We start from the raw sequence: 20348 nt of genomic DNA on the forward strand, positions 1-20348 counted from the left end.
CCGCTAGGGGGCGGCCGCGCCGGGCTCCTCGGAGCGGAACAGTTGCTCCGCGAGGAGTTCGGCGCGGGTCAGTTCGAGCAGCCGCCCCACCCAGTTCCGTCCCCGGCCGTCGGGGACGTCCCTCCAGAAGGGGGCGTCCCACAGGCCGGTGTAGCTGATCCTGGCGTCGCCGGTGGAGAGCAAGACCCGGGCGAGTCCGGGATGCTGGGTGTACTTCGCGCGCAGGAGCCCCGCCATGACCGCGAGGCGAACGTCCGCCCAGTCGCTCCGGTGCCTCACCGCACCGCCCAGGTCCCGTGCCTCGTGTCCGGTGGCCGCCCCGCCGATCCTCTCCCTGTCCGCGTCCTCGGCCGCCGCCAGCGCCCAGTAGGCGTGCACGACGGAGGCGTACGAGGCGCCGGCAAACTCGATCCGCGCCGGGAAGTCGTTGCGGAGCATGAACAGCCCCGGCTCCTCGGGCCGGCCGCGGGGGTGGACGGTCTCGTGGGAGACGACTGCCGGCCGGCCGGGCCCTGACGGGTCGTCGGAATGCTGGACGGCTCGCCGCTCCCGCTCGCTCTCGACTCCCCGGTCTCCTTGGTCGAAGTACTCCAGGACCCCTTGGTGCATCTCCGCCGTCACCACGGGGCCGTCGCCGTCGGCCCGCTCTCCGACGTCCGTGAAAAGGATCCGCAGGGGCCGGTCCTGGCGGTCCATGTCGCCGAGGACATAGATCCGAAGGTGCGGCGGGACCGCCAGATAGGCCGCCCGGAGACGTTCACGGCCGGCCTCGCCCGGCTCTCGCTGGAAACTCCGGATCGCGTCCCGGCAGCGCTGCGCGGCGGTCGGCCGCCCGTTGAGCTCCTCGACGCAGTCGGAGACCTCCTGGAGGAACCCCTCCGGTGTCAGCGGTTCACCGCTCCGGGAAGCCCACTTCGAGGGTTCCCGCGGGAACGGCGGCGCCTCGGGGTCGGTCACCGCCAGCAGGCCCTTCGCCAGCAGCTTCCCGAGGCCGTCCAGGTCCGTGCGCCCTCCGCAGCTGATCGTCCCGTCCGCGTAGACGGTCAAGTCCTCCACGTGGTGACGGCTGTCGAGCCGGTGCCGCCGCCAGACGTGACACCAGGCCCCGTCGATCCTCTCTCCGTCCACCGTCCGATAAGTCGGTCTCTGCCAGAACATGGGCGCACGCTACCGGTTGGGAGACGATCATGGGAGGGCCGACGGGGCCGGCCGCTCAGCGTCGGTGCCACTCCTCGGCCAGCAGCTCGTACGACCGCACCCGGTCCTCGTGTCCATGGGTGATCGTGGTGATGAGCAACTCGTCGGCGCCAGTGGCCTCTTGGAGCTGTGCCAGGTGGTCGGCGACGCGCCGGGGCGAGCCGACGAACCGGGTGTCGAGGCGGTCCTGGACGAGCGCCCGGTCGGCCTCCGACCAGACATGGGCGCGTGCCTCGTCCGGGGTGGGGAACGGGATGGCTCCCTCGGCGGTGCGGATGCTGCGGACCCAGGGGCCGTATCCCGTGGCGAGTTCGCGGGCCTTCTCGTCGTCCTCGGCGACCACGACGTCCGCGGAGACGCTGACGTACGGCTTCTCCAGGACGTCGGAGGGCTGGAAGGCGGCGCGGTAGCCGTCCACCGCCTCCAGTACGGTGCCCGGGCTGACGTGGTAGTTCGCCGCGAACCGGAGCCCGCCCCGGCCCGCCACCTCGGCGCTCCGGCCGCCGCTGCTGCCCAGGATCCACACCTCCAGGTCGGCGCCCTCGCCGGGGACGACGTGCGCCTCGACGCCCTCCGCCGAGCGGTAGGTGCCCGCGAGCAGCGCGAGGATGTCGTCGACCTGCTCGCCGTATTCCTGCGACTCGGCGCCGGGCTGCTGGAGGAGGGTGCGCTGCAGGGCGACCCGCGGTGAGCCGAGAAGGTGCTCGAAGGAGAACCGGGGCGGGATGCGGAGCCCGTTCGGGGCCCGGCCGTCGACCACCGGGGTCACGGTCGCGGGTGAGGCGGCCGGCCTGCCGGACGGCCGGCCGCCGGAGCGCCCGAGGCCGAGGTCGAGGCGCCCGGGGTGCAGCGCGTCGATCAGGCCGAACTCCTCGACGGTGGACAGGGCGGTGCGGTGGCCGAGTTGCACGGCACCGGCACCGAGCCTGATGGTCGAGGTCGCGGCGGCGGTCAGCGCGATGACGACGGCGGGCGAGGTGCCGGCGACGCCGGGGTTGAGATGGTGTTCGGCGAACCAGTAGCGGGCGTACCCGAGGCTCTCGGCCCGCCGGGCCAGGTCGACGGAGTTGCGCAGCGCGTCACCGGCCGTGGAACCCGAGGAGACCGGAACCAGGTCGAGTACGCCGAGTGGGATGTCGGACATGTGCTGGGGCCTCCTCAGCGGTCGGCGGACAGGGGTGCGGTGGTGAGCGGTGGTCCGGGGCTGCCGCGCTGTGGATCCCGGGTGAGGGCGGGGAGCCTCATGAGGCGACCCGGTCGGCCGGGGTCCCGGCGTCGGGGTGGGCGAGGCCGAGGTGGTCGCGCAGGGTGGCGCCCTCGTACTCGGTGCGGTGGACGCCGCGCTCCTGGAGCAGCGGGACGACGGTGTCGGCGAAGGCGTCCAGGCCGCCCGGCGTGATGTGCGGGACGAGGATGAAGCCGTCGGAGGCGTCGGCCTGGACGAAGTGGTCGATGGTCCGGGCGACCGTCTCCGGGCTGCCCACGAAGGCCTGCCGGCTCCCGGTCTCGATGACGAGGTCGCGGATGGACCAGTTGTTGGCGGCCGCCCGCTCCCGCCACTCCCGGGCGGTGGCCAGCGGGTCGCGGTACATGCGGACCTGGGCGCGACCGCGGGAGACGGTGTGTTCGCCGAGGTCGGGATCGATCTCGGGCAGCGGTCCGTCCGGGTCGTACGCGGACAGGTCGCGGTTCCAGACGAACTCCAGGTGCTTGATGGCGGTGGCGCCGCTGACCTGGAGGCGTCGCACCTCGCGGGCGTGTTCCTCGGCCTCGGCGTCGGTGTCCCCGAGCACGAAGGTCGCGGCGGGCAGGATCAGCAGCTGGTCCGGGCGGCGGCCGTGGCGGGCGAGGCGTGCCTTGACGTCGGCGTAGAAGGCCTGGCCCTCCTCGAGGGTGGAGTACCGGCTGAAGATCGCGTCGGCGCTCGACGCCGCGAACTCGCGGCCCTCCTCGGAGTCGCCGGCCTGGAAGATCACCGGGCGGCCCTGCGGGGAGCGCGGAACGTCGAACTGCCCCTCGATGTCGAAGTGCCGGCCCCCGTGGACGAAGGCTCCGGCCTTGGCGTCGCTCAGGAAGGTTCCCGTCCCCTGGTCCGCGACGATCTCGTCGCCGCGCCAGGAGTCGAAGAGTTCGTTCGCCGTGCTCAGGAACTCCTTGGCCCGGGAGTAGCGCTCCTCCTGCGGCAGGAAGCCGCCGCGGCGGAAGTTCTCGCCGGTGAAGGCGTCCCAGGAGGTGACGACGTTCCAGGCGGCGCGTCCGCCGGAGAGGTGGTCGAGGCTGGCGAACTGGCGGGCCACCTCGTAGGGCTCGTTGAAGGTGGAGTTGATGGTGCCGGTCAGACCGAGGTGTTCGGTGACGGCGGCGAGCGCGGCGAGGACGGTGAAGGTGTCGGGCCGGCCCACGACGTCCAAGTCGTAGATCTTTCCGCCCTGTTCGCGCAGCCGCAGTCCTTCGGCGAGGAACAGGAAGTCGAACTTGGCGCGCTCGGCGGTCCGCGCGAAGTGCGCGAACGAGCTGAACTCGATGTGGCTGCCGGCCTCGGGATCGCTCCACACGGTGGTGTTGTTGACGCCGGGGAAGTGCGCCGCGAGGTGGATCTGCTTGAGCGGCTTGCTCATGGGTCGGGGTCCTTCCGGCTCAGGCGGTCGTGGCGTAGCGGTTCGCGGGACGGGGCAGTCCGAGCAGCCCGCGCAGGGTGTCGGCCTCGTAGGCCCGCCGGAACGCGCCCCGGCGCTGGAGTTCGGGCACCAGGGCGCGGGTGACCGCGGGGAGGTCGTGCCCGGCGACAGCAGGGCGCAGCCGGAAGCCGGACAGCCCCGCCTCACTCAACTCCTGGAGCAGATCGGCGAGTTGGACCGGTGTTCCGGTGAAGATCCGGGCGTCGCTCGGGTACGGGCGACCCGCGAGGGCGTCCAGTCGCTCGCGGCGGGCCTCGGCGGCACCGGGAGCGTCGTCCAGGAAGACCACGAGGTCGCCGAAGACGTGCAGGGTCTCGTCCGCCCGGCCTGCCGCGGTCTGCTCGGCACGGATCTCCTCGACGACGGCACGGGCCTGGCCGGCGTCGTGCGGGGTGACGTAGCCGACGTCGGCGGCCCGGGCCACCAGCCGGTACGGGACGGTGGCGTGGGCCAGGGCGCTGACGATCGGCTGTCCCTGCGGGGGCCGGGGCGTGATCGAGGGACCCTTGACGCGGAAGTTCCTGCCCTCGAAGTCGATGTAGTGCAGTTTTTCTCGGTCGATGAAGCGGCCGGTGGCGGCGTCCCGGATCTCGGCGTCGTCCTCCCAGCTGTCCCAGAGCCTGCGCACGACCTCGACGTGGTCGGCGGCCTCGTCGAAGAGCTCGGTCACCAGCTCCTGCGCGGCGGGCGTGTCGTGGTCCTCGAAGCGGAACGGCGGGAAGGTGCGCCGCCCGAAGTGCGCGGCCTCGTTCTGGCGCGCGCTGACCTGCACGCGCAGGCCCGCACGGCCGGAACTCACGTAGTCGAGGGTGGCGATCGCCTTGGATATGTGGAACGGCTCGGTGTGGGTGGCCACGACGGTCGGCACCAGGCCGATGCGGCGTGTCAGCGGCGCAACCCGCGACGCGACGAGGACGGCGTCCAGGCGGCCGCGGACCTGGTCCGTGCGCCCGTCGGGTCCGGTGGGCGAGGAGGACTGGAGGCCGAGCCCGTCCTCGATGGTGACGAAGTCGAGCAGACCGCGCTCGGCCTCGGTGACCAGGTCGGCCCAGTAGCCGGCGGTCAGCAGGTCGTGGGGGCGGGCCACGGGCTCGCGCCAGGCCGCCGGATGCCAGCCGGCGCCGTCCAGCGCGACGGCGAGGTGCAGGGGGGAGGATGACGAGGACACGGGGTGCCTTCCTGATCGACCGTACGGGGAAGCCCGCCCCGGCGAGCGGGGCGCGGCCGCGTGGGAACGGGTCAGGGGCGGCAGAGCGCGCCGGCGACCCGCGGCGGATCGATGTGCGGACGGTGGTTCAGGAGTTGTCGAGCGGCAGGCCGGGCGGGTTGACCTCGGAGGTCTTCACGGCCTCGTTCGAGAGGTTCCAGGCGGCCAGCCACTTGGCGTACTGACCGTTCTCGATGAGGTGGTCGATGGCGTCGGCGACCGGCTCGGCGAGCCCGCTGTCCTTCTTCGCGGTGGCCGCGATCAGTCCCTGGATCGTCGCGCCCGCGCCCGAGAACTGACCCGCGTTGCGGGTCGGGGCGGGGGACTTGGCGTTCTGGGTGACGTGGTAGGCGACGGCGGGGTTGGGGCCGAACGAGGCGTCGATCTTCCCGCTCCTGAGGGCCAGGGCCGTGGCGTTGTTGTCCTGGTAGTACTTGACGGTGAGCTTCTTGCCCTCCTCGGCCAGCTTCGTCTTCCACTCCAGGAGGATCTTCTCCTGGTTGGTGCCGGCGCCCACCGCGATCGTCCTGCCCGCCAGGTTCCGGTAGTCGCCGGCGAAATTCCAGGAGCTCTTCTTCAGCACCTCGAAGGCGAGGTTGTCCTGACGGTAGGAGGCGAACTCGTATTTCCTCTTGCGCTCCTCGGTGTCGGTCACGTTGGAGAAGGCGACGTCGACCTTGCCGCTGTCGATCCCGACGAACAGGTTCTCCCAGGTCGAGTTCTTGACCACCGGCTTCAGCCCGAGGACGGCGGCGACCAGTCTGCCGAGGTCGGGTTCGCTGCCGGTGAGCGTCTTCTGGTCCTCGCCGACGAAGTTCAACGGCGGCGAGCCGGCGGGCAGCGCGCCGATTCCCACCACCAACGTTCCCTTCTCGGCTATGGACCTGGGCAGCTCGGCGCTGATCGACTTCACCTCGGACACCTTCAGCGTGGTCTCCTCCGCGGCCCCGTTGGAGAGCGCGCCCACGGTCACGGTTCCGGCCGCGTCGGTCCGCGTCCGGGTGGCGGCGTCGCTGTCTCCCCCGCAGGCGGCGAGCGAGACGGCGAGGGAGGCGACGGCGACGGCGGCCGTGACGCCGCGGAGGACTCTGCTGTTCGGGCTGATGGCGCGCATGACTGTCCTTCTGGGGTGTGCGGTGGGATGTGGGGGCGCGGTCCCGGCGGGCCGCGGTTCTTCGGGCGGGACGCCTCGTCCCGCGCGGGCTCAGAGCACCTTGCTCAGGAAGTCCCTGGTCCGTTCCTGTCGCGGATGGTCCAACACCTCCGCGGGCGTGCCCTGTTCGACGATCCGGCCGTCGTCCATGAAGACCACCCGGTCGGCGATCTCACGGGCGAAGCCGATCTCGTGGGTGACGATGACGAGAGTGGTGCCGCTGTGGGCCAGGTCCTTGATGACGGCGAGCACTTCGCCGACGAGTTCGGGGTCGAGCGCCGACGTCGGTTCGTCGAAGAGGATGACCCCGGGCCGCAGGGCGAGGGCGCGGGCGATGGCCACACGCTGCTGCTGCCCGCCCGACAACTGCCGTGGATAGGCGAGGACCTTGTCCGCCAGCCCCACCCGGGCGAGCAGATCGCGTGCCAGCTCCCGGGCCCCGGGCCTGGAGAGCCTGCCGACCGCCACCGGAGCCGCGGCCACGTTGTCCAGCACGGTCAGGTGCGGGAAGAGGTTGAAGTTCTGGAACACGAACCCGATGCGGCTGCGCTGGGTCAGGATGGCCCGCTCGCTCAGCTCCCTCAGGTGCTCGCCCTGCCTGCGTACGCCGATGAGCTCGCCGTTCAGACTGACGTGGCCGGCCTCGGGCTTCTCCAGGTGGTTGATCACGCGCAGCAGGGTGGACTTGCCGGATCCTGACGGACCGACGACGACCGTCACCTCCCCGGGCCGCACGGTCAACCGGACACCGCGCAGGACCTGTTGGGCGCCGTACCACTTGTGGACGTCGTGCACCTCGACCGCGGCGGGCCGCGGACCGTTCGTCGCGCCGCTCATGTCGCCGTCTCCCTCCGGACCCGCGCCCGCAGGTCACGCAGACCGCTTCGCGCCTTCTGCAACGGGGTCGGCGGCAGGGTGCGCAGCGCGCCCCGCGAGTAGTACCGCTCGACGTGGAACTGGACGACGGACACGACACTCGTGAGGATCAGGTACCAGGTGGTGGCGACGAGGAGCAGCGGCACGATGTCGCCGGGGTAGGTGCTGCCCATGCTTTGCACGGAGCCGAACAGGTCCAGCAGGGAGACGTAGAAGACCAGCGAGGTGCTCTTGATCAGACCGATCAGCTGGTTCACGTAGTTGGGGACGATGGAGCGCAGCGCCTGCGGGAAGACGATCCTCACGAACCGGTACCGCTTCGGCAGACCCAGGGCGGAGGCCGCTTCGTGCTGCCCCTGGTCCACGGAGAGGAGGCCGCCGCGCACCACTTCGGAGGCGTACGCCGCTTCGTTCAGGCTCAGTCCCACGACGGCGACGGCCATGTCGGTGGCCAGGCGGGACTCGTCGAAGGTGAGGAAGGCGGGCCCGAACGGAACACCCAGGCTCAGCGTCTGGTACAGCGCGCTGAAGTTGTAGAGGAACAGCAGGACCACGATCAGCGGCACCGACCGGAACAGCCAGGTGTAGACCCAGCTCACCGCGCGGAGCACCGGGCTCGGGGAGAGTCTGGCCAGGGCCAGCAGGATCCCGCCCAGCAGGCCCAGAAGGGCGCTGTAGAGGGCGACTTCGAGGGTGATGAGCAGGCCGTCGAGAACGGCCGGCCGGAGGAACCAGTACCGGAAGCGGTCCCACTGGTAGAAGGGGTTGGTCACCAGGCCGTGGGCGATCTGGGCGACCAGCACGAGCACGACGGCCGTGAGGATCCAGCGGCCGGGCCGCCGGAGCGGAAGGACCCGCTGGGCCGCCACGGGTTCGGGCGGGGCGGGGAAGCCGGTGCGGGGGATCGCCTCGGCGGGCGTCGCCGGTCCGAAGGACACGGCGCTGCCGGAAGGTTGACTCATGGAGAGCTCCAGCGGATTCGGACTCCCCGCGTCCGTGCGGCGGACGGCGCCGCGCCGAGCGGGAAACGGCTCGGCACGAGGCGGTGCGCGGTCACACGTACGACGGGGGCTGGACGGCGAAGGACGCACCGCGGCAGCGGTGGTCGTCAAGGACTCGGAGGAACCGTCAGCCTTGGCTGAGGGAGCGGCACGGGCCCGTACACAGCGCGCTGTTGACGCGCAGCAGGTCCACGGAGCGGTCGGCGCACAGCACATCGCGGCCGAGGCGCCGCCATGCGGCCGTCCCCTCAGCAGCGTGCGTCACCGTCACCATCTCTTCTCCGGTCGGAGGGCATCCCCTGGTGGGCCGCACGTTAGGCCCGCCCCGAAAAGAATGTCAATGCGCGTGCCCACCAGGTGAGACCGCTCGTACCGCCTTCTTGACGGCGCAACAGAGCGCCCCGAGACTGACATGGACGGTCACGATTGTCAGCGCCCACGGTGCGGGTAGAACCCCCTCCAGTGGTCATCGGCCCCGGCCCGCTGGCAGGCAACCCTTCCGCTGCGACGGGGTGCCCCGGGTGACGACCAGGTCCCGCCGGTGCGGCGGGGCAAGCGCGGTCTCGCGTCTCGCGAGCCCTGGAGTGGGGACCGGTGGGAATGCCGAGGAACGGCTTGACGAGGCGCCTGCACATCGACCTGTTGCGTGTCTCCAGCGCTTACTGATCCGCGGCCGGTCCGTTCGATCCGGACCGGCGCGACGAGCGCAGTCGTTCCACATCCGGCCGCCGGTGCCCACAACGCGGCGGTGGCTTCCTTCTTCCCCCAGGGAGAGTCATGCCCGAGACAGCTTCGCGCACGTCCAGCACCACCGACTCACGCCCCTGTGAGCCGATTTCGCTCCCCTCGACCCTGCGTCTCCAGCCGTCGGCGACGTCGCCCGGTCTCCCCCACCGTGTCCACAGCCGTATCGGTGTGGGGCTCGCCGGCGGCTTCTACCCGGTTCCGCACCGCTATGAGCTGTACCTGTCGCAGAGCTGTCCCCTCTCGCTGCGCATCGCCATCACCCTCGGGCTGCTGGGCCTGAAGGACTCGGTCGCCACCACGCTCCTCGCGGACCCCGCGCGCACGCCCGACGCCTTCGCCTCGCTGCGCCGTGCCTACGAGGCCACCGAGCACCACTTCGACGGACCGCTGACGGCGCCCGCGCTGTGCGACCGCTGGAGCGGTCGCATCGTCAGCAACCACACGCCCGACATCCTCCGCGATCTCGCCGGACTGCTCTCCGGCCACACCACGGCACGTCCTTCCGTGCTCCGCCCCCCGTCCCTCGGCGCCGACATCGAGGCCCTGCGCGATCTGCTGGACCGCGATGTCACTCCGTCCGCCCGGCCGCAGGAGCTCGCGGCGGCGCTGGAGCTGCTGGACCGTCAACTGGCTTGCAACTCCTACGTGCTGGGCGACAGCCTGACGGCGGCGGACGTGGACGTGTGGGTGGCGCTGACCGGGCCGGTCCGGTCGGGCGCCCTCCGCTCGTATCCCCGACTCCAGGACTACGTACGCCGTCTGGGCGACCACCCCGCCTTCCGGTGGGGGAACGACGTGGTGCCCCTGACGGCGGACGCCTGACGCTCCCGGCAGGACCCGGGGCGCGGCACGCCCGGCGGCGGGGAGCGCCACGCGTCCGGGCGGGGCCACGGGCTGCCGGGGCGGACGGGAGACGCGTCGTCCGCCGGTCCCGGCCCGGCCCACGAACGGACAGGACGGGCGGCGCACCGCCGGGCGCCGTCCCCGTCGGGCCGGGCGGGTGAGCCAGGCTCGCACGGCCGGACCGGTGAGCCGGGCTCGCACGGTCGGCGAGCGCCGGGTCCGCGCACCGGCCCCGGCGCCCGGACGGTTCACTCGCGCGGAACCAGCAGGATGCTCACGCCCTTCAGCGTCGAGGTCCACTGCCGGCCCTGGTCGAGGGCCTCGCGGCCCGATTCCAGGATCTGCTCCTGGATGATCAGCGCCGACTCGCGGAGCTCCTCCCACGGCTCCTGCACCTCGAAGGCACGCCGGGACCGCTCCACCGAGCCGATCAGAGCGCGGCAGGCCGCTTCCACGTCGGCCACGTTCTGGCCGGCCGATCCGACGCCTTCGATCGACCACGTCATCCACAGACGACCCATGGCATCACTCTGTCCCATCCCCGGAACCGACGCACGTCCGATGCCCGGAACACCCCCGCGGGGGTCCGCCGTCGGCCCCGTCCACGTGCGGTCCACCGGCGTCCGGCGCACGCTATGAGCGTAGAAGCCCGACACCCACACCACACGTCCGGCGGCCTGAAGGATGACGATGGCTGGAACCGGCCCCGCGAAACGGCCGTCGGCGGCGCAGCGCCGCGTGCTCGCCCCGCTCGCCCTCGCCCAGTTCATCTGCAGCTTCGCCGGCTCCAACATGAACGTGATGATCAACGACATCAGCGAGGACCTCGACACCACCGTGCAGGGCGTGCAGGTCGCGATCACGGTCTTCCTGCTCGTGATGGCCGCGCTGATGATTCCCGGCGGGAAACTGACGGACCGATACGGCCGCAAGCGCTGCTTCCTCGCCGGTCTGACGGTGTACGGCGTCGGTGCCCTGCTGAGCGCCGTCTCCCCCGGGCTCGGCGTCCTCATCCTCGGCAACTCGATCCTCGAGGGCATCGGAACGGCCCTGCTGATCCCGCCCGTCTACATCCTCACGACGCTGCTCTTCGAGGACATGACCTCCCGCGCGCGGGCCTTCGGGGCCATCATGGCGCTCGGCGGGATCGGCGCCGCGGCCGGTCCGCTGATCGGCGGACTCATCACCTCGTGGATCAGCTGGCGGGCCGCCTTCGTGTTCCAGGCCCTGGTCATCGCCCTCATCATCGTGCTGAGCCGGCATCTCGAGGACCCCCTGCCGGCGGACCCGAGACGGTCCTTCGACACCGTCGGGGCCGTGCTGTCGGCCGCGGGACTGGTCCTCGTCGTCATGGGCATCCTGGCCGCAGACAACGACGTATGGCTGATGGCCGGTCTGCTCGTCCTCGGCGCCCTGGTCCTGCTGTGGTTCTTCCGCCACGTACGCGCCCTCGAGTCGGCGGGAGAGGAACCGCTGCTGTCCGTCAGCCTGTTCCGTGACCGCACCTCCAACCTGGGGCTCATCACCCAGAACATCCAGTGGCTGCTGCTCATGGGCACCTCGTTCACCGTGGCCGCCTACCTCCAGGTGGTACGCGGCTACGACGCCATCGAGACCGGTGTCATCTTCACGGCCGCCACCCTCGGTCTGCTCACGACCTCCCTGGCCGCCCAGCGTCTCGCCGAACGCCGCCCGCAGCGCACCCTGATCATCATGGGCTTCGACGTCACCGTCGCCGGCATCGTCGTCCTCGTCGCGATGGTCGACAGCTTCTCCAGCGCCTGGGCCTTCGCGCCCGGTCTCCTCCTGGTCGGACTGGGGCTCGGGGTGATGCTGACCCCCTCGGTCAACATCGTCCAGTCGAGCTTCACCGAGGACCGGCAGGGCGAGATCTCCGGCCTGTCCCGCAGCGTGTCGAACCTCGGCTCCTCGCTGGGCACCGCCGTCGCCGGCACGATCCTCGTGGCCGGCTTCACCACTCGCTCGTACGCCGCCGCCATGGTCACCCTCGCCGTCCTCGGGCTGCTCGGACTCACCGCGGCGGCGCTCCTTCCCCACCCCGCCAGGAGCGCGCGGGGCGTGGCGGGCACCCGGGCGCCCCACAGCGACTGACCCCGGGGCGGGGCGGCCACCGTCCCCATGGGTACGGCCGGTGCCCGAAGCGGGGCTCGGCATCCCGTGCGGTCCGGCGCCCGCGGAGAGCGGGCGGCAACCTTTTCGCTCCCGGCGGCCACTGACGGGCACACGAACGGCTCGATCTCCCGGACGGATGCGCATGAAGGAAACGAGGCAGGCCGCGCGGCGGCGTGGACACCGGCCGGGGCCGTGGGCCCTCGTCCCGGCCGCACTGGTCACGACAGGCGCCCTGGTCTGCCTGGCCGTGGTGTTCCGGCCCGGCCACCGGGCCGACGCGGAGCACACCACGGCCACGGCGGTCGCGGGTCCGCGGGTGACCGCGGCTCCCGGCCGGGCGTCCTCGGCCTCGGCCGCGTCCGCGTCCCCCGCCGCGACACGGTCGCCGGGCCCGGACGTCTCCCCGGCTCCGACCGCGAAGGCCCGTCCCTCCGCCGCCCCGGCGCGGCCGTCGGCGGCGCGCACCTCCCGGACCACGACCACGACCGCTTCACTGGCGGGACGGATCCGCCCGGGGACCGGCTACCGGGGAGTGGCGACCACCTATGACGCCGGGACCGGCGACGGCGGCTCCTGCTCCTACGGTCCGAGCGACGACCTCATGACCGCGGCGATGAACCACACCGACTACGAGGTGTCCAAGGCGTGCGGGGCGTACGTGCTGGTGCGCGCGGCCGGCGGAGCGACCGTCACCGTCCGGATCACCAACGAATGCCCGGCGGGCTGCGCCCCCGGGCAGCTCGACCTCAGCGCCCAGGCGTTCGCCCGGCTCGCGGACCCGGCGGCCGGGCGGATCCCGGTCACCTGGGAGCTGCTGAGCCCCGGCGACTCCGGCACGCTCGCACTCCGCTACAAGACGGGGTCCAGCCGATACTGGTGCGCGGTCCAGGTGCTCGGCCACCGGAATCCGGTGGCCCGGCTCGAACTGCGCGCCGGGGGCGGATGGCGGCGGTTGCCCCGTACCGACTACAACTACTTCCTCGCCGAGGACGGCGGCGGATGCGGCGGCACGATCAGGGTCACCGACATCTACGGTGAACGCCTGACCGTCGACGGCATCGCGCTGCGCCCCGACGCGGTGCAGCCGACCCGGCTCCAGTTCGCCCGGCACTGAGCCGGCCCGCGGGACCCGCCCGCCGTCGCACGCCGGACTCCGCCCCTCTTTCTCCGAGCGCGACTACCCCGGGCACCTGCCGCAGCTCACACCCGCGGCGGGGGACTGGGGCGGGGAGGGGACGACGACGGATCCGCCACCCGCGACGGCCACGGGTGCCGGATCGGCGGCGGCCGGTTTGCGGAGCAGGAGCAGCGCGGCGTCGTCGTGCAGCCGGCCGCCCACGTGGTCCTGCAGTTCGGCTTCGAGCGCGGCGAGGGTGGACGCCGGCTCGTCGGAGACGTGCCGGGCCAGCCCTTCGGCGAGCGCGTAGAACTCGCGGCCGTGGTCACGGGCCTCGGTGACCCCGTCGGTGTACAGCAGGAGCTGGTCGCCGTCGGCCAGCGGCAGCACCTGTAGGCTCGGGGACTCCCCCGTCAGGGCCCGCAGCCCGAGGGGCGGGGCGGGGTCCACGGGGTCGACCGACACGACGCTCCCGGACGCGCGGACGTGCAGCGGGGGCGCGTGTCCGCAGTTGACGACCTCCAGCCGGCCCGGCTCCGGGTACCCGGCGACCACGGCGGTCACGAAGTCGTCGTGGCCCAGGTTGCGGGCCAGACTCCGCTCGATCCTGGCGACGACGTCGAGGAGGTCGGGCTCGTCGTAGGCGGCCTCGCGGAAGACACCGAGCACGAGCGCGGCCGTACCCACGGCCGGCAGCCCCTTTCCCCGGACGTCTCCGATGATCATCCTGACGCCGTACGGTGTGGGCACCAGCGCGTAGAGGTCCCCGCCGATCCGGGCCTCCGCGGCGGCGGCGCTGTAGCGGACGGCCACCTGGAAGGGTCCGACGTTCGCCGGTATGGGCGCGAGGAGGGCGTGCTGGGCCGCCTCCGCGACCGAACGGACGGCCGCGAGGACCCGCTCGCGGCGCCAGCGCAGCGCGCTGGTCAGGGCGCTCGCCAGGGTGACGGCCCCCAGGGCGGACAGGACGGCCGTGAGTTCGCCGCCCGGAACGCCGTCCCGGATGCCGAGTACCGCGCTCAGCGCCGCGGCGAGGAAGCCGACGCCCAGGACCCCGCACGGCCGGCTGGTGGTGGCCGCCAGCGCGGGTCCGGCGGCCAGCAGCGGCAGCCAGATCATGCCCGCGCCGCCGGCCAGGTCGACGAGCACGACGGCGGCGACGAACAGAAAGGGGAGTATCGACGTGCCGCGGGCGAGACGGGACGCGTGCTTGCGACCCGCAGCCCCGAAACACGCGGCTCGGTTCCTGAACGTCCGTCCGTGCCAGTGCTCGCTACCGTGCTCTCGGGCCCGACTCATGCGCGTGCGTAGTCCTCACCTGGGTTGATCCGCTGAAATGTCCGATTGGTTCAGGAAAGACGTTCGGAGCAAGCTCCACAAGCGCGGGGATTTCAAATAGTGAGCGACAGGCTCCTGGTCACCCGGTTCGCGGTCGGGATCAGCCGGGTCAGGACCTCGTCGAGCCGGGGCAGCCGCTCGGCCGGGAGCGACACGCCGAGCGAGCCCAACGTGTCCCCGCTGTAGACGGGTACGGCGACGCAGACCGTCCCGAGAGAGTACTCCTCCAGGTCCGTGACGGCCGGGGCCATCGGCGACGAGGCCAGGCTCCGCAGCAGCTGCCGCCGGCTCGTGATCGTCCGCGGAGTGAGATCGGCGAGGGCGTGCCGGGCGAGATAGTCGTTGCGGGACTCCTCGTCCAGTTCCCGCAGCACGGACTTGCCCAGCGCGGTGGCGTGTCCGGCGTCCTCGAACCCTACCCACAGGTCGACCCGGGGCGCCCTGGGTCCGTCGACGATCTCGGCGACCCTGATCTCGCCCTCCTCGTAGAAGGTGAGGTAGGCGGCCGAGGCGAGCTCGTCGCGCAGGGCGGCGAGCGTGGGGCGGACGCGGCTGAGCAGCGCCTGTCCGCGGCCCTGGGTCTGCAGCGTCTGCATCTTGTCGCCCAGGATGAACCCGCCGTCGTCGAGCTTGCGTACGTATCCGTCGTGGACGAGGGTCCGCAGCAGGTGGTAGGCGGTGGCCAGCGGCAGCTCGGTCTCGCGTGCCAGCTGTTTGGCGGGCGCGCCGTTCTCGTGCGCGCTCACCGCCTCCAGCAGACGGAAGGCCCGCTGAACGGAGGTGATCAGCGTGGGCCCGTCCCGAGCTCCCATGCCACCAGCGTGCGCCGAGGTCCCCGGACAGGCAAGACGTCACAGGACCTCCGCCCCGTCCCGCGGCGGGCCGGAACACGGTGCTCACCCGCCACCACCGCGCTCACGGGATCGCCGCCTCCGCGGGCCCGGGGTCCGGGGTCCAGGTCCGAACGATCACGGTCGGCCGGCGGGCTTCTCCCAGACCGAGACGTGCCGGGCGCTCTCGCTCGTGAAGGCCTCCCCCGTCCATCCGTCCCACCGCTCGCGCAGCCGCAGTCCGGCGAGCTGGGCCATCAGGTCGAGTTCGGAGGGCCAGACGTACCGGAAGGGAATCGACCTGTACTCGCCGCGGCCGTCGACGACCTCGACGTAGTTCGAGCTGGTCGCCTGGGTGGCGACGTCGTAGGTGTCGAAGGCCCAGCGTGTCGGGCTCACGTGGAAGGGCACGACGTTCTGCCCGGCCGGGAGCTTTCGCAGTTCGGGGATCATGACCTCGATGACGAAGCAGCCCCCGGGTTCCAGATGGGCCGCCGCGTTGCGGAAACAGGCCACCTGCTCCGCCTGCGTCGTCAGATTCATGATCGTGTTGTAGAGCAGGTAGACGACGGAGAACGTCCCGTCCACCCTCGTCGTCGCGAAGTCACCGATCGTGACGCCGATCGCGTCACCGCCGGGCTTGGCGCGCAGCCGGGCGACCATCGCCCGTGACAGGTCGATGCCGTGGACCCGCACCGCGCGTCGCGCCAGGGGCAACGCGACGCGCCCCGTGCCGATGCCCAGTTCGAGCGCCCGGCCGCCTCCGGCCAGGTCCGCGAGGAAGTCGACGGTCGTGCCGATGACGCCCGGCTCGAACATCTCCCCCGACGACTCGTCGTAGCCCGCAGCGACACGCTCGCCGAAGTAGCCGTCCTGATCGTCGATCGCCATTGCCGGACCGTACCGAAGGCGGCCCGCACGGCGCGCGTCGTTTTCGGGGCTCGGGCGCGCCCTCGCGGGCAGGCGGGGCGAGGGAGCGCCGTCCCGGCCCCGGGACATGCGCCTCGCCTTCCCGGCCCCGGGACATGCGTCTCGCCGTCCCCTTCTTCGCACCCCCGGGACGGTTCCGTCGGCCCCGGATCCGCGCCCGGCCCGGTGGCCGTCCCGGCGGCGCCGGTGCCGGACGGGGCGTCCCTCGGGACGCCCCGTCCGGGGCCGGACCGGTCGGCGGGCGGGTGCGGGCTCAGGGGCCGACCGGTCCGCGCCGGGTGAACCCGGTGCCGCCGAGTCGGCCGAGGAGGCCGGCGAGTCGCGTGACCTCCTCCTCCGTCCACGCCGGTTCGGCGAAGACCTCGCCGGCGACGTGCCCGGCGGTGACGAGCATGTCCGCCAGTCGTTCCCGGCCGGTCTCCGTCAGGGCCGCGTAGGCCACCCGCGCGTCACGGGCGTCCGTGTCCCGCCCGACCAGACCGATGCGCTCCAGGGGCACGAGCCCCCGGGTGACACCGGAAGCGGTCAGCCCCAGCGCCTCCGCCAGGTCCACCCGGCGCATGCGGTCGCCCGGGGCCTGGGACAGGCGCAGCAGCACGGTGAAGTCGGCGAGGCTCACTCCGTGCAGTCCGCCGAGGCTCGCGTCGAACCGCTTCACCAGGGCGGCCTGCGCCCTCATCAGACGCAGTACCGCGTCCAGCCCTTCGCTCATTGACATCTCCTTGACTACTCAAGCATATCCGGAGCGCAAGCCCTCCCGGAGCACGGAGGATCAGGGGGTGTTCTGCGCGGCGGCCCGTCGCTGCCGTTTGCCGAGGGGGGCCTGGGAAAGATCCTCGGCCTGCGACTTGAGCCTCTTGAAGCCGTAGCCGCGCTCGGCGAGCCAGGCCGTCGCCGCGGCCTCGGCGCGCTCGACCGCCTCCAGGACGTCCTCCTCCGCCTCCCCCGAGTCCAGGAAGCGGAAGGTGAAGGCCGGGCGGGCGGCCACGTCGTAGCTGAGGTGCCCCTCGGGGGTGAAGGCCGCCCGCAGGACGTCGTGTTCCGGCGCGCGCGCCAGAAGTCCGTCGCGCTGGTCGGCGCTGAGCCCGTCGAAGACACCGCGAACGGTGATGCGGAAAGTGCGTGTGGTCATCGGGCGAGCCTAACGGGCGGGATCGTCCCCGCTCCACCACGTTTCCGGCGCGCTCAGCCGCCGTGGTGGTGCCGACAGTCCCAGTGGCCCTTGACCCAGACGTGGTCCCAGTGGCCGGGGACGTAGACCCACTTCACCACCCAGCCGTGGTGGTGGTGACCGTGACGCCAGGAATCCTGGTGGACCCACTTCTTGACCCAGTGTCCGGGCACCCACCTCTTCTCCCAGTGCCCCTTCACCCACGCGCAGCGGTCGTGGTGACCGTGATGGGCCGGGGCCGTCGCGGAAGGCGTGGGCGAGGGCGTGGAGGTCGCGGCGGCGGCGCCGGACGCCCCCAGGGCGGCCCCCGAGGCCAGCAGGCCCGTCGCGGCCGCACCGGCGAGCAGGCGCCGGGCGCTGAAGCGTGTGGCCATCGGAACTCACCTTCTCCGACAGGCGACAAAAGGTACGGACAAGGATAAGCCTCGGTAAGTTTTCGGCACGAGTTCTCGGGAACCCTTCCACACCTCTCCGTTTCCCGTCTTTGTCCGAGTATGGAGCATTTGAAGAGACTTGTTTATTTTTAATGCACTTCGCCCTTGATCATCCTATTCTGATACGAGGAGGGCGCGGGCGGCGGTCAACGGCCGGTCCTGCACCGGCGGGAAGCGGGCTTCCATGACTGAGCGGTTCAAGAAGTCGGGGCTGATCGGCGAAGTGTCCGCCGAGTTCCTCGGCACGATGATCCTCATCCTCTTCGGTTGCGGCGTGGTGGCCCAGGTGGTCGCCGGCGGCGCACTCACAACACCCCCGGGCGGCCTCGGGAACCACGACAGCATCGCGTGGGCCTGGGGCATCGGCGTCACGATGGGTGTCTACGTCGCGGCACGGCTGAGCGGCGCGCACCTCAACCCGGCGGTCACCCTCGCGCTGGCCACGTTCAAAGGCTTCCCGTGGCGCAAGGTGGCGCCCTACGTGGTGGCCCAGACCATCGGCGCCTTCGTGGCGGCCCTGATCGTGCGGTGGAACTACACGGAGGCCCTGGCGAAGGCCGACCCCGGCCACACCATCAAGACCCAGGGCGTGTTCTCCACGTTGCCCGCCAACGGCAACCCGAACCTGCCGGTCCACGAGTGGGGCGCGTTCCGCGACCAGATCATCGGCACCGCGATCCTGCTGCTGGTGATCCTGGCCGTCACGGACCTGCTCAACACCCCGCCCGGCGCGAACCTGGGCCCGTTCATCATCGGCCTGCTGGTCGTGGGCATCGGCATGGCGTGGGGCACCCTCGCGGGCTACGCGATCAACCCGGCGCGCGACTTCGGACCGCGGCTGGCCAGCTTCCTCACGGGATACGGAGGGGCATGGCGAGATCAGTACGGCAACTTCTACTTCTGGGTGCCGATCATCGGTCCGCTGATCGGCGGTGTGCTCGGCGCAGGCGCGTACAAGCTCTTCGTCGGCCGGTTCCTGCCGACGGCGGAACCCGAGCCCGCGGGACGCATCCCGGTCCCCAAGGACTGACACCCCCGGCAGAGGCGGCAACTCATGGCTGACTTCGTGGGCGCGGTGGACCAGGGAACCACCAGCACCCGATTCATGATCTTCGACCACGCGGGCAACGAGGTGGCGAAGCACCAACTGGAACACGCCCAGATCCTCCCTCGCTCCGGGTGGGTCGAGCACGACCCGGTGGAGATCTGGGAGCGCACCAACTCGGTGATCCAGAACGCCCTGCGGCACAAGAACCTGGCCGCCGAGGACCTGGCGGCGATCGGGATCACCAACCAGCGGGAGACCACCGTCGTGTGGGACCCGCGCAACGGCCGTCCCTACTACAACGCCATCGTCTGGCAGGACACCCGGACCGACTCCATCGCCGCGGCCCTGGAGCGTTCCGGCCAGGGCGACGTCATCCGCCGCAAGGCCGGGCTGCCACCCGCGACCTACTTCTCCGGCGGCAAGATCCAGTGGATCCTGGAGAACGTCGACGGGGTCCGCGAGGCGGCGGAGCAGGGGCACGCCCTGTTCGGCAACACGGACGCCTGGGTCCTGTGGAACCTGACCGGCGGCCCCGACGGCGGCATCCACGCCACCGACGTGACCAACGCCAGCCGCACCATGCTGATGGACCTCGAGACCCTCGACTGGGACGACGAACTGCTGGGCTTCTTCGGTGTGCCGAGGGCCATGCTGCCCAGCATCAACCCCTCGTCCGACCGCGAGGCGTACGGCACGGCGCGCACCTCCAGGCCGCTGCGCGCCCCCATCCCCGTCACCGGGGTGCTCGGCGACCAGCAGGCGGCCACCGTCGGGCAGGTCTGCTACGCGCCCGGCGAGGCCAAGAACACGTACGGCACCGGCAACTTCCTGGTCCTCAACACCGGTACGGAGCTGGTCCGTTCGCAGCACGGGCTGCTGACCACCGTGGCCTACCGGTTCGGCGGCGATCCCGCCGTCTACGCACTGGAGGGCTCCATCGCGGTCACCGGATCCGCGGTGCAGTGGCTGCGCGACCAGATGAAGGTCATCAAGGACGCGGCCGAGAGCGAGACGCTGGCCCGCACCGTGGAGGACAACGGCGGGATGTACTTCGTCCCGGCGTTCTCGGGCCTGTTCGCCCCCTACTGGCGCTCCGACGCCCGCGGCGCGATCGTCGGACTCGCCAGGTACAACAGCAACGCCCACCTGGCCCGGGCGACGCTGGAGGCGATCTGCTACCAGAGCCGCGACGTCGTCGAGGCGATGGAGCAGGACTCCGGAGTCCATCTCGACGTGCTCAAGGTCGACGGCGGCGTGACCGCCAACGACCTGTGCATGCAGATCCAGGCCGACGTCCTCGGCGTACCCGTCAGCCGTCCCGTGGTCGCCGAGACGACCGCGCTCGGCGCCTCGTACGCGGCGGGCCTGGCCACCGGCTTCTGGCAGGACACCGACGAACTGCGCACCCACTGGCAGGAGTCCAGGCGCTGGGAGCCCGAGTGGTCCGAGGACCGGCGTCAGCAGGGGTACGCGGACTGGAAGAAGGCGGTGGAGCGCACGCTCGACTGGGCGAAAGTGGAATAGACCGGCACGTCGGCCACGCCGGTGGCCGACGGCGCGCCCTTCGGCCCCCGACCCGTGTCACGCCGGGGGCCGGGGCCTTCCCGGGTTCGCTCCCGTGTGCGGTCGCGAACTCCGTCGGGCT

General features: G+C 71.8%; 21 protein-coding genes and 1 riboswitch. Of the genes, 6 read left to right on the forward strand and 15 right to left on the reverse strand.

Going from position 1 to position 20348, the window contains the following annotated elements; genetic code table 11:
• Positions 1-3: 3 nt before the first annotated feature.
• From CW362_RS11525 to CW362_RS43250, 8 genes are all read right to left on the reverse strand, one after another.
• The gene (locus tag CW362_RS11525; protein WP_103549292.1) at positions 4-1158 is read right to left on the reverse strand and encodes an NADAR family protein; all 1155 of its coding nucleotides are present in this window, start codon (positions 1156-1158) and stop codon (positions 4-6) included.
• A gap of 55 nt (positions 1159-1213) precedes the next feature.
• Positions 1214-2341, reverse strand: coding sequence for an LLM class flavin-dependent oxidoreductase (locus CW362_RS11530; RefSeq protein WP_103549293.1), 1128 nt, complete (start codon positions 2339-2341; stop codon positions 1214-1216).
• Between the two features lie 97 nt (positions 2342-2438).
• Positions 2439-3815, reverse strand: a complete 1377-nt coding sequence (locus CW362_RS11535) for an NtaA/DmoA family FMN-dependent monooxygenase (RefSeq protein WP_103549294.1) — start codon at positions 3813-3815, stop codon at positions 2439-2441.
• Positions 3816-3834: 19 nt separating this feature from the next.
• The gene (locus CW362_RS11540) at positions 3835-5043 is read right to left on the reverse strand and encodes an LLM class flavin-dependent oxidoreductase (RefSeq protein ID WP_103549295.1); all 1209 of its coding nucleotides are present in this window, start codon (positions 5041-5043) and stop codon (positions 3835-3837) included.
• 127 nt (positions 5044-5170) lie between these two features.
• Positions 5171-6196, reverse strand: coding sequence for an ABC transporter substrate-binding protein (locus tag CW362_RS11545; RefSeq protein ID WP_103549296.1), 1026 nt, complete (start codon positions 6194-6196; stop codon positions 5171-5173).
• Positions 6197-6286: 90 nt separating this feature from the next.
• The gene (locus CW362_RS11550; protein ID WP_103549297.1) at positions 6287-7072 is read right to left on the reverse strand and encodes an amino acid ABC transporter ATP-binding protein; all 786 of its coding nucleotides are present in this window, start codon (positions 7070-7072) and stop codon (positions 6287-6289) included.
• Positions 7069-8073, reverse strand: coding sequence for an amino acid ABC transporter permease (locus tag CW362_RS11555; RefSeq protein WP_103549298.1), 1005 nt, complete (start codon positions 8071-8073; stop codon positions 7069-7071). The genes CW362_RS11550 and CW362_RS11555 overlap by 4 nt, the downstream gene beginning before the upstream one ends.
• A gap of 166 nt (positions 8074-8239) precedes the next feature.
• Positions 8240-8377, reverse strand: coding sequence for a hypothetical protein (locus tag CW362_RS43250; protein ID WP_162684044.1), 138 nt, complete (start codon positions 8375-8377; stop codon positions 8240-8242).
• 153 nt (positions 8378-8530) lie between these two features.
• Positions 8531-8676, forward strand: a riboswitch (SAM riboswitch).
• 36 nt (positions 8677-8712) lie between these two features.
• Here CW362_RS43250 and CW362_RS45595 point away from each other — a divergent pair.
• Together CW362_RS45595 and CW362_RS11560 are read left to right on the forward strand one after the other, a co-directional pair.
• On the forward strand, positions 8713-8778 hold the full coding sequence (locus CW362_RS45595) for a putative leader peptide (protein WP_351121255.1): 66 nt from the start codon (positions 8713-8715) through the stop codon (positions 8776-8778).
• Positions 8779-8889: 111 nt separating this feature from the next.
• Positions 8890-9681 (forward strand): glutathione S-transferase C-terminal domain-containing protein, encoded by a 792-nt coding sequence (locus CW362_RS11560; protein ID WP_103549299.1) that lies wholly within the window; start codon positions 8890-8892, stop codon positions 9679-9681.
• A 269-nt stretch (positions 9682-9950) separates the two neighbouring features.
• On the opposite strand, the gene CW362_RS11565 is transcribed toward CW362_RS11560, so the two are convergent.
• The gene (locus tag CW362_RS11565) at positions 9951-10223 is read right to left on the reverse strand and encodes a hypothetical protein (protein WP_162684045.1); all 273 of its coding nucleotides are present in this window, start codon (positions 10221-10223) and stop codon (positions 9951-9953) included.
• Between the two features lie 169 nt (positions 10224-10392).
• On the opposite strand from CW362_RS11565, the gene CW362_RS11570 reads away from it, so the two are divergent.
• On the forward strand, positions 10393-11814 hold the full coding sequence (locus CW362_RS11570; RefSeq protein WP_103549301.1) for an MFS transporter: 1422 nt from the start codon (positions 10393-10395) through the stop codon (positions 11812-11814).
• Between the two features lie 163 nt (positions 11815-11977).
• Positions 11978-12949, forward strand: a complete 972-nt coding sequence (locus CW362_RS11575) for an expansin EXLX1 family cellulose-binding protein (protein WP_240657753.1) — start codon at positions 11978-11980, stop codon at positions 12947-12949.
• A 63-nt stretch (positions 12950-13012) separates the two neighbouring features.
• Here the strand turns inward: CW362_RS11575 and CW362_RS11580 are convergent, their stop codons facing one another.
• The 6 genes from CW362_RS11580 to CW362_RS11605 form a co-directional block, all read right to left on the reverse strand.
• Positions 13013-14071 (reverse strand): PP2C family protein-serine/threonine phosphatase, encoded by a 1059-nt coding sequence (locus CW362_RS11580; protein WP_376451056.1) that lies wholly within the window; start codon positions 14069-14071, stop codon positions 13013-13015.
• Positions 14072-14343: 272 nt separating this feature from the next.
• A complete protein-coding gene (locus tag CW362_RS11585) occupies positions 14344-15102 on the reverse strand; it encodes an IclR family transcriptional regulator (RefSeq protein ID WP_103549304.1) in 759 nt (252 codons plus the stop codon).
• 156 nt (positions 15103-15258) lie between these two features.
• Entirely contained in the window at positions 15259-16011 is a 753-nt protein-coding gene (locus tag CW362_RS11590; protein ID WP_376450924.1) for a class I SAM-dependent DNA methyltransferase, read from the reverse strand.
• A gap of 292 nt (positions 16012-16303) precedes the next feature.
• On the reverse strand, positions 16304-16762 hold the full coding sequence (locus CW362_RS11595) for a MarR family winged helix-turn-helix transcriptional regulator (protein WP_103549305.1): 459 nt from the start codon (positions 16760-16762) through the stop codon (positions 16304-16306).
• 60 nt (positions 16763-16822) lie between these two features.
• On the reverse strand, positions 16823-17182 hold the full coding sequence (locus CW362_RS11600; protein WP_103549306.1) for a DUF6204 family protein: 360 nt from the start codon (positions 17180-17182) through the stop codon (positions 16823-16825).
• A gap of 53 nt (positions 17183-17235) precedes the next feature.
• Positions 17236-17595, reverse strand: coding sequence for a hypothetical protein (locus CW362_RS11605; RefSeq protein ID WP_103549307.1), 360 nt, complete (start codon positions 17593-17595; stop codon positions 17236-17238).
• A gap of 244 nt (positions 17596-17839) precedes the next feature.
• On the opposite strand from CW362_RS11605, the gene CW362_RS11610 reads away from it, so the two are divergent.
• Positions 17840-18685, forward strand: a complete 846-nt coding sequence (locus tag CW362_RS11610) for an MIP/aquaporin family protein (protein ID WP_103549308.1) — start codon at positions 17840-17842, stop codon at positions 18683-18685.
• Between the two features lie 24 nt (positions 18686-18709).
• Entirely contained in the window at positions 18710-20227 is a 1518-nt protein-coding gene (gene glpK, locus CW362_RS11615; protein ID WP_103549309.1) for a glycerol kinase GlpK, read from the forward strand.
• The last annotated feature ends 121 nt before the right edge of the window (positions 20228-20348 follow it).

The sequence above is a fragment of the Streptomyces populi genome, from assembly GCF_002911015.1.
Lineage (GTDB): Bacteria > Actinomycetota > Actinomycetes > Streptomycetales > Streptomycetaceae > Streptomyces > Streptomyces populi.

Excerpts from the sequence above, each read along its gene's own strand:
- CW362_RS11605 (WP_103549307.1), bottom strand. The coding sequence starts at position 17,595 with ATGGCCACACGCTTCAGCGCCCGGCGCCTGCTCGCCGGTGCGGCCGCG.
- CW362_RS11535 (WP_103549294.1), bottom strand. The coding sequence starts at position 3,815 with ATGAGCAAGCCGCTCAAGCAGATCCACCTCGCGGCGCACTTCCCCGGC.
- CW362_RS11550 (WP_103549297.1), bottom strand. The coding sequence starts at position 7,072 with ATGAGCGGCGCGACGAACGGTCCGCGGCCCGCCGCGGTCGAGGTGCAC.
- CW362_RS11575 (WP_240657753.1), top strand. The coding sequence starts at position 11,978 with ATGAAGGAAACGAGGCAGGCCGCGCGGCGGCGTGGACACCGGCCGGGG.
- CW362_RS11600 (WP_103549306.1), bottom strand. The coding sequence starts at position 17,182 with ATGACCACACGCACTTTCCGCATCACCGTTCGCGGTGTCTTCGACGGG.
- CW362_RS11580 (WP_376451056.1), bottom strand. The coding sequence starts at position 14,071 with ATGATCTGGCTGCCGCTGCTGGCCGCCGGACCCGCGCTGGCGGCCACC.
- CW362_RS11595 (WP_103549305.1), bottom strand. The coding sequence starts at position 16,762 with ATGAGCGAAGGGCTGGACGCGGTACTGCGTCTGATGAGGGCGCAGGCC.
- CW362_RS11565 (WP_162684045.1), bottom strand. The coding sequence starts at position 10,223 with ATGGGTCGTCTGTGGATGACGTGGTCGATCGAAGGCGTCGGATCGGCC.
- CW362_RS11610 (WP_103549308.1), top strand. The coding sequence starts at position 17,840 with ATGACTGAGCGGTTCAAGAAGTCGGGGCTGATCGGCGAAGTGTCCGCC.
- CW362_RS11525 (WP_103549292.1), bottom strand. The coding sequence starts at position 1,158 with ATGTTCTGGCAGAGACCGACTTATCGGACGGTGGACGGAGAGAGGATC.
- CW362_RS11570 (WP_103549301.1), top strand. The coding sequence starts at position 10,393 with ATGGCTGGAACCGGCCCCGCGAAACGGCCGTCGGCGGCGCAGCGCCGC.
- CW362_RS11555 (WP_103549298.1), bottom strand. The coding sequence starts at position 8,073 with ATGAGTCAACCTTCCGGCAGCGCCGTGTCCTTCGGACCGGCGACGCCC.
- CW362_RS11560 (WP_103549299.1), top strand. The coding sequence starts at position 8,890 with ATGCCCGAGACAGCTTCGCGCACGTCCAGCACCACCGACTCACGCCCC.
- CW362_RS11585 (WP_103549304.1), bottom strand. The coding sequence starts at position 15,102 with ATGGGAGCTCGGGACGGGCCCACGCTGATCACCTCCGTTCAGCGGGCC.
- glpK (WP_103549309.1), top strand. The coding sequence starts at position 18,710 with ATGGCTGACTTCGTGGGCGCGGTGGACCAGGGAACCACCAGCACCCGA.
- CW362_RS11590 (WP_376450924.1), bottom strand. The coding sequence starts at position 16,011 with ATGGCGATCGACGATCAGGACGGCTACTTCGGCGAGCGTGTCGCTGCG.
- CW362_RS11530 (WP_103549293.1), bottom strand. The coding sequence starts at position 2,341 with ATGTCCGACATCCCACTCGGCGTACTCGACCTGGTTCCGGTCTCCTCG.
- CW362_RS11545 (WP_103549296.1), bottom strand. The coding sequence starts at position 6,196 with ATGCGCGCCATCAGCCCGAACAGCAGAGTCCTCCGCGGCGTCACGGCC.